This is a genomic window from Allobaileyella intestinalis (assembly GCF_009695865.1).
In the GTDB taxonomy this organism is placed as follows: domain Bacteria; phylum Bacillota; class Clostridia; order Peptostreptococcales; family Anaerovoracaceae; genus Allobaileyella; species Allobaileyella intestinalis.
Genome location: NZ_VUNB01000004.1, coordinates 283,843 through 295,573, shown reverse-complemented (window position 1 = coordinate 295,573; position 11,731 = coordinate 283,843). Strand labels below are relative to the sequence as shown.

At 45.0% G+C, this 11,731-nt stretch carries 10 protein-coding genes; 9 read left to right on the top strand and 1 reads right to left on the bottom strand.

Annotated elements, in window-relative coordinates; translation table 11 throughout:
* The first annotated feature begins 7 nt into the window (after positions 1-7).
* From FYJ66_RS06300 to FYJ66_RS06285, 4 genes are all read left to right on the top strand, one after another.
* Positions 8-472, top strand: a complete 465-nt coding sequence (locus FYJ66_RS06300; RefSeq protein WP_235897373.1) for a YolD-like family protein — start codon at positions 8-10, stop codon at positions 470-472.
* Between the two features lie 173 nt (positions 473-645).
* Positions 646-1,299, top strand: coding sequence for a hypothetical protein (locus FYJ66_RS06295; RefSeq protein ID WP_154572660.1), 654 nt, complete (start codon positions 646-648; stop codon positions 1,297-1,299).
* 404 nt (positions 1,300-1,703) lie between these two features.
* Positions 1,704-3,092 carry a Na+/H+ antiporter NhaC family protein gene (locus tag FYJ66_RS06290; protein WP_154572659.1) on the top strand — a complete coding sequence of 463 codons (1,389 nt, stop codon included), beginning with the start codon at positions 1,704-1,706 and terminating at the stop codon, positions 3,090-3,092.
* A gap of 113 nt (positions 3,093-3,205) precedes the next feature.
* A complete protein-coding gene (locus tag FYJ66_RS06285; protein WP_154572658.1) occupies positions 3,206-4,357 on the top strand; it encodes a uroporphyrinogen decarboxylase family protein in 1,152 nt (383 codons plus the stop codon).
* A gap of 132 nt (positions 4,358-4,489) precedes the next feature.
* On the opposite strand, the gene FYJ66_RS06280 is transcribed toward FYJ66_RS06285, so the two are convergent.
* Positions 4,490-5,605 (bottom strand): uroporphyrinogen decarboxylase family protein, encoded by a 1,116-nt coding sequence (locus tag FYJ66_RS06280; RefSeq protein WP_154572657.1) that lies wholly within the window; start codon positions 5,603-5,605, stop codon positions 4,490-4,492.
* 431 nt (positions 5,606-6,036) lie between these two features.
* Between FYJ66_RS06280 and FYJ66_RS06275 the strand changes: the two genes are divergently transcribed.
* From FYJ66_RS06275 to FYJ66_RS06255, 5 genes are all read left to right on the top strand, one after another.
* Positions 6,037-7,503: a vWA domain-containing protein gene (locus FYJ66_RS06275; RefSeq protein ID WP_206157013.1), complete on the top strand. Its 1,467-nt coding sequence runs from the start codon at positions 6,037-6,039 to the stop codon at positions 7,501-7,503.
* Positions 7,500-9,014: an ATP-binding protein gene (locus FYJ66_RS06270; RefSeq protein WP_154572655.1), complete on the top strand. Its 1,515-nt coding sequence runs from the start codon at positions 7,500-7,502 to the stop codon at positions 9,012-9,014. The genes FYJ66_RS06275 and FYJ66_RS06270 overlap by 4 nt, the downstream gene beginning before the upstream one ends.
* A 27-nt stretch (positions 9,015-9,041) precedes the next feature.
* On the top strand, positions 9,042-9,803 hold the full coding sequence (locus tag FYJ66_RS06265; protein WP_206157012.1) for a leucine-rich repeat domain-containing protein: 762 nt from the start codon (positions 9,042-9,044) through the stop codon (positions 9,801-9,803).
* Positions 9,785-10,648, top strand: coding sequence for a DUF1638 domain-containing protein (locus FYJ66_RS06260; RefSeq protein WP_154572653.1), 864 nt, complete (start codon positions 9,785-9,787; stop codon positions 10,646-10,648). Before FYJ66_RS06265 ends, FYJ66_RS06260 begins: the two co-directional genes overlap by 19 nt.
* A gap of 171 nt (positions 10,649-10,819) precedes the next feature.
* Positions 10,820-11,695, top strand: coding sequence for a uroporphyrinogen decarboxylase family protein (locus FYJ66_RS06255; protein WP_154572652.1), 876 nt, complete (start codon positions 10,820-10,822; stop codon positions 11,693-11,695).
* The last annotated feature ends 36 nt before the right edge of the window (positions 11,696-11,731 follow it).

The following is an 11,731-nucleotide window of genomic DNA, read 5'->3' as shown; positions in this document are numbered from 1 at the left end:
ACACGTAATGGGATTTGACTATAAAGAAGTAGATAATTATGAAAGCATAATGAAATATGCAGATATAATTAATCTTCCTCATCACAGATCTTCGAAGCATCCGCATATGTCCAGAAGAGACAGAGCAGCACAGTTTTCTCCATTTAAGGCACTTACCGGATTCGAGGAAGCAACCAGGGAAACGGCCAGGACTACGGACGAGAAACCGGAATTGCAGGAAGATGATATGGCAAGGCTTGACAGACAGCTGAGCTGCATTCAGGAACACATAGAAGAAAGACCGTTTATGGAGATTACTTTTTTCCAGCCTGACAGTCTCAAAGAGGGAGGTGCTGTAAAGCGGATAACAGGAAGGCTCAGGAGAGTCGATCTGTATAACCGGGCACTTATAATGGTTGACGGAACAACACTTAACATGGATTACATTCTGTCAATGGAATCAGAACTTTTCAGCAAGCTGGACCAGTTTTGAATAGTGGAGGAAGTCCTGATACCAAACATCTCGCTCTGTAATGATAAATTTGATAACAGAGCCTTCAAGGTGTTATTATTATGCTTGTGTTCTGCAGGGGAGGGGGTCTGTACCTTCTGTAATGGCAGGACAGAAAGATGCAGAAATTATTTCAATAACTGGAGATCAAGGAAATGAACGATATGAGAGTAATGGAAGACCTGGGATTCAGGGCCCTTCATCATAAGCTGGTGTATATTCACTGCCCGGAAGACATAGAGGATCTGAAGAACAGTTTCCAGGTAATGGATGGAGCAGAAGGGGTTCTGACCTATTGCTACGTAGAAGATGGTCTGGGGCTTAGTTTCTATATACTCAATTCTGCAAGAGTGGAAGATGGAAAGATAGTAAAAGGACCAGATGTCCACGAAGAGTGCTGCAGACTGAGATTCGGTGAACTTGAACAATATTCCGTTGTTCCTGAAAACGATATGAATGTATCCATAAATGATTACAGTGACGTAATAAATGATATCCACAGTAAGTTTGAGCCTGAAGATGAGAATATCCGCAGGCTTCACATGAATAAAATTCTGGATGGAAGCAGGAATATTGAATTTCCGGATTTCATTTCAGTAATATTTAAAGGCACGGGAACTTATCCGGAGCTGGCCTGGGTAAAGTGTACAGGAGAGGGCAAGGACTATTTCGAAGGTGAGGTAGTCCAGCCACCAAGGCAGAAGCTTGGCGTTCATTTTGGTGACCATGTTACGTTCCGCCCATATGAGGGCAGTGATAAAAAGATATATTTTATTGCCGACAGAACAGGAGAATCTGCAGAAAAGTAGACATAAGCAGACGTAAGAAGAAACAAACTGTATAACAGAATCGACGTTTGGCAAACATCCGGAACCTTGGATAATGAAGTTTATCCAAGGTCCCGGTTTTAAATTGCAAAAAAAGATATGAGTCTCTGATTAAATAAAGAAACTCTATATTAAAGCGAAAACAAGGAAAACAGATGATTTCTGTATAATTTCAACAAGACGATACGAAAAAGTATTCATAAACAATACAAAAAAGTGCGGGCGGACAAAAAATTCAGAAATTACTTTTATAATCAGTTTGAGATAGATTTTTTCTATCATTGTTACAGTAAAAAATGATGTATACTCTCCATTGTGTTGCGTGTGTGAAAAAATCATCACACATAATTTAGTTATAAGTGAGCTATAGTTTGGAGGAAGTTTTTATGGAAGAAAAGGAAAATCTTCTTAAAGAGAGGGATGCCAGCGGAATTGCGCTGCTGCCACTTCTTCTCTTTATCGTTATTTACCTTGGCGCTGGAATAATCCTGCAGTCAAAGGGAGTAGACATGGCGTTTTATCAGTTCCCATCTGTTGTTGCCATGACCATCGCTGTAGTAGTTGCCTTTATTATGTATCACAAGACAGGCATCAATGAAAACTTTTCGCTGTTTGCAAGAGGCGCCGGAGAGGAAAACATCATGACCATGCTCATGATATTCCTGCTGGCAGGTGCATTTTCTTCAGTTGCCGGAGCAATGGGTGGTGTCCAGTCTACAGCAAACCTGGGACTGACAATTATTCCTGCAAGGTTCATCGTACCGGGAATATTCGTTATCGCAGCATTCCTTTCAACAGCCACTGGTACATCTATGGGAACAGTAGGTGCCATCGTTCCAATCGCATACCAGATGGGAAAGACAGCTGACCTTAACATGGCCTTCGTAATGGCTGCAGTAATGACAGGAGCAATGTTCGGAGACAATCTGTCCATGATTTCAGATACAACAATTGCTGCCACGAGAACACAGGGTGTACAGCTTAAGGACAAGTTCAGAACCAATGCATGGCTGTCCCTTCCATCAGCAGTTATTGCAATCGTATTGATGATTCTGTTCGGCGATGCAGGAAGCGCTGTGGGAACTCTTGATTACAGCGTAGTAAAGATAATTCCGTATATCCTTGTACTGGTTCTTGCTCTGATTGGAATGAACGTGTTCGCAGTACTTATTATTGGAATCGTCAGCGCCGCACTCGTAGGTGTAGGCACAGGAGCAATCACATTCATGGATGTGGCTGGAAAAATCTGGGCAGGATATCAGGGAATGATCGAGGTATTCCTGCTTTCCATGTTCGTAGGTGGTCTGGCAGAGATGACTAAGCACTATGGCGGTCTTAAGTGGCTTATCCAGAAGGCAAATAAGTTCTTCAAAGGTCCTAAGTCAGCTTCCGTCGGAATAGCCGTTCTTACTGCAATCACAGATGCAGCTACAGCTAACAATACTGTATCCATCATCGTAAATGGTGAGATTGCCAAGGAAATCTCCAGAAAATACAAGATCGATCCGAGAAGAACAGCTTCTTTCCTGGACATTTTCTCCTGCATCATGCAGGGATTCATTCCTTATGGTGCACAGTTCCTGATGGTTGCCAGCCTGACAAAGAACACGGTAAACCCTACTGACATGATTCCGTATAACTGGTATCTGATGATACTGGCAGTGGTCTCCATAATTTCTGTAATGATTCCTTCATATAATAAGATTGTATGCAAGGGCCAATGGGATTGGGAGCATATGATGCCGGATTATGAAGTAGCAAAACTGAACAAATAATGTAAGCATAATCAGAATAATACTGAAGATTACTGGAATCAGGAAGACAGACGGCTTCCTGATTCCGTTGTAGTTTTGTTTTTAAGTACATAATCAGAAGGAGAAGTAGATAGATGATAAGCAGAGAAGAACTGCTCTCTCTTAAAGACGAAATGACACCGAGAGAACGTAGCGAAGCTCTTGCAAGAGGTGAAGCAGTAGACAGAATCCCTCTTTGTCCCATTCTGGGAGAGACCATGGGACCCCTGTTTGGCATATGGCCCAGGGAGCATAACCACAATGCTGAGCTCATGACTCAGGTGGAAGTTGGAATGTACAGAGAGTTCGGTGTTGACGGTGCCGGTATCGGCACAGGACTTCGGGGCGTGGCAGAGGCCATGGGAGTTGAACTGGTATACCCGGAGAAGGCGGTTTCATATGTTAAAGAGCCTTTGGTAAAAACCGAAGCCGACGTTGCAAAGCTTAAACCCTGCGACCCGGAGAAGGACGGCAGGCTTCCGATAATTCTTAAAGCCCTGGACATGATCAACGCAGAGGTTGGGGCAGAGGTAGGTGTATCCACAGATATGGCCGGCCCTCTTACGGTGGTTGCCCAGATCATGGAACCTTCACTTATGCTGCGGTGGATGGTAAAAAAGCCTGACCTGGTTCACGAAATACTTCATGTTGTAACGGAGAGCAACAAGAGATTCATAGATTCTGCATGTAAAAGAGGCTACGCAGTAGGATTCTCAGATCCCCTGGCTTCACAAAGCCTCTTGAGCGTAAAGATGTTCAGGGAGTTTGTAAAACCTTACCTGGCAGAGTGTATTGAAGAGATCAAGAAGTGGAGAGGAAACGAAGGCATCAATCTTCACATATGCGGTAAATCCTCCGGAATCTGGAACGACATGGCAGATCTGGGTATTAACACCCTGAGCATCGATAACGTGGACAGCCTGGCAGAATGCAGAGAAAAAGTGGGAGACAGGGCATGCCTGGTTGGCAATGTTCCGCCGGTGGATGCTCTTAGAATGGGTGATCCTGAAATGATCATAAATTATTGTATACATGATATGGCACAGGCCTGGGATAATCCTGGCGGTTACGTGCTCAGCACAGGCTGTCAGATTCCTATTGGTACACCTAGGATTAACGTTGAAGCCTTCATGTACGCTGGTCGTAAGTACGGTGCCGGATACAAGTATCCGAAGTTCCGGAAAGATGAAAACGACCATACTTGGGCATCAAAACACATTGAAGACCCGCTGGAAGGACAGAAATAGAAGCAAATGATTATCTGACATCCTTTGGTGACATAGCGCCTGCAGACCATGCAGGCGTTTTTTTGCGCAAAAAAAGGCAGCCCTATGAGGCTGCCCGTGTTGTATTCAGGTGTAGGTTCCGGCCATGGGAAACTAGTTCTCTTTTGCCACTTTCTGTTCGTATTCCTCAATGAGCATATCAAGCTTTCCTTTTTTCACCGGATAGCCCAGCTGAACACAAACATCCAGCATGGCATCTATGTTATCAAAAGGAGTTTCTACAGGAAGAGAGCAGCCTGACATAGGCATAAATCCCTTAGGTGAGTCGTAACCCTCTTCTATGCACTTTAGTGTAGCCAGCTTAACTTCATCAGGGGTTCCAAGGAACATTGTTGTAGCAGGATTTACGTTTCCAAGAATCTTGCACCGGTCGTCTATGGTTTTCTTGCACTCTGAAATGCTTGCAACGTTGTCGATGCTGAAGGCTTCACATCCCATATCTGCAATATCGTTCCAGATTCCTGCTGTCTGACCGCAGATATGCATGGTAACAGACTTGCCTCTGGAATGGATGTGATCAACAAGTTTCTTAAGATATGGTGCAGAAAATTCACGGAATACCTTTGGGCTTACCACTGTGCAGGATGACATTGGCTCAGAAATCGTAGGTCCCAGGCCGATATCTATGGCAGCATCCACATACTTAATGAGAGATTCCAGTGAGACCTGGCACAGGTAGTGAACAACTTCAGGTCTTTTCACAGTCATCCGGAGAATAGTTCCAATGTCCATCAGGAAGCAGGCGTTAGTAAAAGGTCCCACAATGGCAGCAGACACACCTACTTCATTTCCCACATCTTCATAGAGATATTTCATGGCCTCCAGATGTACAGGCATGCGGCCGTCTTTGTATGGATCGAATCCGTGGATAAGCTTGTAGGCATCAGGATCCTTTGAAGTAATTGCGGGAACCAGGAGATCGGCTGTATCGTCTTCAGGAAATCTGATTTCTGAGCCCATGGCTTCACACCATGGAAAAAGATCTGTGAAAACACGGACGCTGTCGTAACCGAACCTTCTGTAAGATGCAATCTGGGCATCTGCCAGAGTGCGTGCCGATGTGTTGAATTCCCCGATTTTACAGCCGTAAACTCTGGCAACTCCGTTGGCTACATTAGGATTGCAGGGCATTCTGTCAACTTCCTGTCCTGCCTTGATTGCTTTAGCCCTTTCCGCGGGAGTCAGGGAATCTTTAAACTGTCTGCTCATATGGTGAATACCTCCATGACAAATAACGTTTATGAGTAAATATGCGTAAAGCAGATAATATTATGATTTGGAGAACCTTTCATTTACAAGAAAAAGGAAGATAGAGCGGAGTCCACCTTCCTTTCGCCGGCTGCCCTGCTAAAAGCAGCCTGAACTGTTTACGGTTATAAAAGGACAGAATGTTTATGCTTTGGATGGAAGCTCATTCCATGCGCGGGCAGGTAACCTGACTGACGGCCGAAGGCCGATCACAGTGACCCCATCGCTCGTGAATCCCACACGATTCCCCTGACAGGCACATTCCTAATATACGAGACTAATTATAATACCAACCGGTAATACTAAAAATAAATGGACTCTATACTTTACTTAAAGCAATATTGATAAATCAAATACTGGAACACTCCAGTATGGTGATAAACTTAACAAATATGGGAAATAACAGCAATGCAGCAAGGCAGGAGAAAATAAATAGTCTGGCAGAAGAAGCCCTAAGAATTTCAAAGGGGAGAATTCTGGCCAACATGAGGTATCTGGACTCGGTCATATATGGTCTGGCTCCGGTGCGTTCTTCCTATGGTCCGGCAGCTGATGGAAGATACATATATTATGAGCCTGTGGATATTCTTAAGCGGTGGAAAACAGGAATCACCACCTTATCCCGGGACTATATGCATTTGATACTTCACTGCCTTTTCCGCCACAGTTTTGTAAGAGAACCTGTTAATCACAAACACTGGGACATGGCAGCTGATATGGCAGTGGAAGCCCTTATTGATTCCCTGAACATGGACTGCTTCCATTCTCCAAGAGGCAGGAAGGTCAGAGACTATCTAAGCGACCATAAAGACATAGTAAGTGATTTCACTGCAGAGAAGCTTTACTCATGGCTGGAGGATGGAGTGGTATCTGCCTCTGAGATGAGCAGGTTGCAAAATATTTTTTTTGTAGATGATCACACTCTGTGGTACAGCTATGCTGCATCAAAATCCTATTCAAGAGACGTTGAACTGAAGGGCACAGAACATGGCAAAGGAGAGGGCGAAGGGAGAAATGACAGTGATTCAGGGATGTTTGACCTGGATGAGGAGGAATTGAATAAAATTCAGGAACAACTTGACAGTGAAGACCTGCTTCCCCAAATTCTCTATGGCGATCTTCGGAAACAGATGGAAGAAAAGTGGAAGGACATCAGCCAATACCTTCAGGCAGATCTGGCCCATGCAGACAGGGACATGGGAATGGGCGCAGGCATTATGAAAGATGCCCTTGAAGAACTGAACCGTGAACACTACAACTATGAGAGCTTCCTGCGGAAATTTTCCGTGAGAGGAGAAAATATCAGGATAGATCCCGACTCCTTCGACTACATCTTCTACACCTACGGACTGAAACTTTACGGAAATGTACCTCTCATAGAGCCTCTGGAGTACGGAGAAGATAAGAAAATCCGTGATTTTGTCATAGCTGTGGACACTTCAGGATCCACGAAGGGACCGGTAGTACAGGCCTTTCTTAAGAAGACTTTCAATATCCTGAAGACTGAAGAAAGCTTTCACAAGAAGGTGAACATCCACATCATACAGTGCGATGGGAAGATTCAGCAGGACAGTGTGATTCATTCCTTGAAGGATATAAATTCGTTTATGGAAAAATTTGAGATCCGTGGTATGGGGGGAACCGACTTCCGGCCGGTGTTCGCTTATGTAGATGCACTGGTGAAGCAGGGTGCCTTCGATCATCTGAAGGGCCTGATCTATTTTACAGATGGTTTCGGTGTTTTTCCCCGGAAAAAACCGGAATACGAAACGGCATTTGTTTTCGTTGACAGCGCAAAAAACAATTTAAAGGTACCGGCATGGGCTATGAAGGTGGTGCTGGGAAGTGAGGAAATATGAATATAAAACAGGCAAAGGAGCAGGTGGAGACAGGGGTCAGAGCCTATCTCACAAAAGACAAATACGGAGACTATGTGATACCAGTGGAGAGCCAGAGACCGGTTTTCCTGATGGGGCCTCCCGGAATAGGGAAAACTGCCATAATGGAGCAGATTGCTGAGGAAATGAATATCGCTCTTGTATCATATTCCATGACTCACCATACACGGCAGAGCGCTATCGGCCTGCCCTTTATTGCAGAAAAGGAATACGGAGGCAGGAAGTATCACGTATCCGAATACACCATGAGCGAGATTATCGCATCCATGTACGACACTATGGAAGAGACTGGCAAGAGGGAAGGAATTCTTTTTCTGGATGAGATCAACTGCATTTCAGAGACTCTTGCTCCTTCCATGCTTCAGTTCCTTCAATACAAAACCTTTGGGCGCCACAGGGTGCCAGATGGCTGGGTGGTAGTTACAGCAGGAAACCCGCCGGAATACAACGATTCTGTAAGGGACTTCGATCTGGTTACCTGGGACAGACTGAAGAGAATTGACATTGAGCCGGATTTTAAGATCTGGAAGGAATATGCCGAAAACAAAGGGGTTCATCCCCTGATACTTTCGTATCTGGAAACGAAAAAAGAAGATTTTTACTCCATAGAGACTACTGTAGACGGGAAGGACTTTGTGACCGCCAGAGGCTGGGTCGATTTGTCGGACATGATGTTTCTCCTGGAACAACAGGGAGCAGATATTGATGAACAGCTGATCTCCCAGTATATCCAGAACCGCAGGATCGCAAAGAGCTTCGCAGCTTACTATGACCTTTTCCATAAGTACCAGAAGGAATACAGAATAGCTGACATCCTGGACGGAGAGGACGTTAAAGATGTTATTTCCATGGCTGGAAAAGCAAGATTCGATGAGCGCATAACAGTGCTGGGACTTCTGACTCACAGCCTTGAAGAGGACACCAGGGAGATATATCAGGAAAACCAGGGACTTCTCAGAACGGTGAACCTGATTAGGGAAAACAAAGAAAGACTTGAAGATGCTAAGGCTCCTGAGGGTAGCGGGATTCTGTCGGAAATCCGGGAAGTGGAAGAGGAAAGACTGAACAAGGAGAGAACAGGCCGCTCTATTTCCAGGAGTTACGTACATATCAGAAAAAACAGCATACAGTGCCTGGAGGAAATGGAGAAAAACGCCTTTGGGGCCGGTAATAGTGAGGTTGTTTCGAATATAATCGGTCAGTTTATAAAAAACAGACGGGAGGCCACCAGGCAGAAGGCGGAAGCCGTCAAGCTCAGGCTTTCCAATCTGTTTTCCTTTGTGGAGAAGGCTTTTGGAACAGGCAGCGAAATGCTGATTCTTGTTACGGATCTTACGGAAAGCACCGCCAGCTCAGACTTCATTTCCAGATATGGCTGCGAGGAATATTTTAAATACAACAAGGATCTGATGTTCTACGAAAGGCAGTATGACATTAATGAGCAGATCAATGAACTGGATCTTGAAAGATAATGTAAGCATGGAAGGATGAAGAAATCTATGAAGATCGAAGATGGGATACTGATAAAATGCGGCGATATTGCCGGTGATGTCACCATCCCCCATGGAGTGAGGGCTGTTGGAGACAATGCCTTTTACCAGTGCGGTTCCATAGAGTCCATAACCATTCCTGAAACTGTGACTTCTATTGGAAACTGCGCCTTCAAGTACTGTGATCATGCAGAATCAATTATCCTTCCGGAAAAAACAGATCACATGGGGGCGGAGGTTTTCGAATACTGCTGGAAACTCAGGGAGGTGGTACTTCCAAAGGGAGTCAGATCCATAGGAGAAACCATGTTTGAAGGCTGCTCTTCCCTGGAGAGAATAGTAATTCCAGATTCAGTAGAGCACATATCAAGGAGGGCATTCTCTTCCTGCAAAAGGCTGCGAAGTATTGAAATCAACATGAAGAAGCTGGACATCCTTCCATACAGCGTGAGAAATTATGCGGTTATGGGATGCATCACCGCTCATACCTATGACAGGAAGGAAGATGCAGGAGAGCAGCAGCTTGCGGTCAACGAGTACATAAGGAAGCACAACAGGAGTTTTTTCGACATAGTTCTCAGCAGTGACAGCAAGGCCGGGGTCAATTACATCATATCAAATGACCTCCTTGATCCGGCTCTTATCGATACCTTTCTTGCCCTCTCAAGCCGGCAGAAAAGAGGGGAGATTACAGCCATGCTCCTTTCCTACAAGGAAAGACTGGGTCTCACGGGAATTGAAAAGGAGGAAGAATGGGATCCGTTTTTGTAAATGACATGAACAGGAAGAATACTGTGGTCATTGCCTGCGAAATGGTGGAGGACGAGGTCAGAAAGGCCATGGAGAATACAGGGGCGGATTACCCTGTAATCTGGGTGGAAAGAGGCTATCACAATGAACCAGATGATCTCAGGGAAGAGCTGAAGGTTCTTGTAAGATACGCAGAGACCAGCAGGATAGAAGAAGATATCAGAACGAAAGAACTGACTGTGGATCCTTATGCCGCCATTCCTGAATCTATGAAAACCAGAAAACAGAAAAGGACGGTTACCACGCCTCTTTATCCTGGTAATGAGATAAATGGGGATCTGGAAAATATACTGATTGTTTTCGGTCTCTGCGGAAAAGGGGCGGAAGGCATTGGCTCTTCTAGTGCCAGGGTCATAATTCCCAGGTTTGATGACTGCGTAAACATGATGCTGTGTCCGGAGAAACGGGAAAAGCGGGCTTACATGAAGGCTGGCATCACCTATCTGACCAGAGGCTGGACTGAAGATAAGGGATCCCTTTTGTCTATTTATAATGAGTGCCTGGAGCGCTATGGTGAGAAAAGGGGAAGGAAGGCCTTCAAACTTATGTATGATTCCTACACATTGGCTGCTGTGATAGATGACGGATGTTACGACCTGGAGCCGGTGGAAGAATACGCCAGGAAAACCTCTGAGCTTCTAGGACTTGATACCTGCCGCGTTGGGGGCAGTATTCACGTTTTTGAAAAGCTCATGTCCGGAAACTGGGATGATGACATTATAGTCTGCGAACCGGGAGAGGTCATATCTGAAGAGAATTTTGCCTTCGGAGGCCAGCCCCTGGATGTTTCCACCACTGCCATGTGAGATACAGATTTGTATATAAAAAATATAATTTGAATGGCGATTCAGCATAAGAATGTTCGATATTTCCAGTGAAATCAGCGTGTTATCATCATATAGTGTTTTGAATATGCTTTTAGCACATGGGCATGACGGAAAATGCTGAGTGAACCGAAGAAACAGAGGGAGGAAGATATGGGAAAGATCATAGATTTTCCTTGTTCATATGGAAATTCGTCGGGTGTCAGGCCTGAGGTTACTGAAGGACTGGGACTTACCTTCCCGGATGCGTATCTTCATAGTGAGACTATGGTGAAGCTTGCCAGATCTCTGAAGGAAAAAGACAATGCTGTACACTGTGATCTGTCCTTCTGTCATACTCTGGAAGCAGAAGCCATGGGAGGAGATATTAACCTTGGAAACGACAGGCAGGGACCAAGGTGCGGCGGATACGTCTGCAGCTCTGTAGAGCAGCTCCTGGAACTGCCGGACATAGATTTTTCCAAAGGAAGGATTGCAGAAACTCTTGAAGCAGCACGGATCCTTTGTGAGCAGGGTGAATACCCTAACATGGAGCTGTGCGGTCCCTTTACCATCATGGCTAATCTGATCGATCTTAAATACGTTTTCAAGGCATGCCGCAGGCAGCCCGAAATAATGAAAGAAGTTTACTGGAAGTTCGGGCGGCAAACCCTGAAGTTTATTAAAGAAGCTGAAGCTCACGGTATGAAGCTCATTTCATATGCGGATCCTACAGGAGCTCTTAACATTCTGGGACCGAAGGTTCTGGAAAGCTACACCAATGAGTTCACTGCAGATTTCATCAGGCAGGCGGTGGAAGAAACCAGGGAGGATACAATGATTCTCCTGTGTCCGAAGACCACCTATGCACTCATTGGAACAGACAATGCCGAGTTTGTTGAGCATCAGCTTCCTGAAAAGAAAATGAGGTATGCAGATGCATGTATTTCCATGGTGGGACAGGTAAAACTCAGCGGGCAGAACTGCATCAAGAATGTGGGATTCAACATTACAAACGGTATTTTCATGGAGGTTAAGCTTAAGGGATAATTCCGGGGCTTCTTCCGTGAATATATATAAACAAGA

Bases quoted from the DNA above. Each gene is read 5' to 3' on its own strand.
- FYJ66_RS06300 (WP_235897373.1), top strand. From the start codon at position 8: ATGGGATTTGACTATAAAGAAGTAGATAATTATGAAAGCATAATGAAA.
- FYJ66_RS06295 (WP_154572660.1), top strand. From the start codon at position 646: ATGAACGATATGAGAGTAATGGAAGACCTGGGATTCAGGGCCCTTCAT.
- FYJ66_RS06290 (WP_154572659.1), top strand. From the start codon at position 1,704: ATGGAAGAAAAGGAAAATCTTCTTAAAGAGAGGGATGCCAGCGGAATT.
- FYJ66_RS06285 (WP_154572658.1), top strand. From the start codon at position 3,206: ATGATAAGCAGAGAAGAACTGCTCTCTCTTAAAGACGAAATGACACCG.
- FYJ66_RS06280 (WP_154572657.1), bottom strand. From the start codon at position 5,605: ATGAGCAGACAGTTTAAAGATTCCCTGACTCCCGCGGAAAGGGCTAAA.
- FYJ66_RS06275 (WP_206157013.1), top strand. From the start codon at position 6,037: ATGGGAAATAACAGCAATGCAGCAAGGCAGGAGAAAATAAATAGTCTG.
- FYJ66_RS06270 (WP_154572655.1), top strand. From the start codon at position 7,500: ATGAATATAAAACAGGCAAAGGAGCAGGTGGAGACAGGGGTCAGAGCC.
- FYJ66_RS06265 (WP_206157012.1), top strand. From the start codon at position 9,042: ATGAAGATCGAAGATGGGATACTGATAAAATGCGGCGATATTGCCGGT.
- FYJ66_RS06260 (WP_154572653.1), top strand. From the start codon at position 9,785: ATGGGATCCGTTTTTGTAAATGACATGAACAGGAAGAATACTGTGGTC.
- FYJ66_RS06255 (WP_154572652.1), top strand. From the start codon at position 10,820: ATGGGAAAGATCATAGATTTTCCTTGTTCATATGGAAATTCGTCGGGT.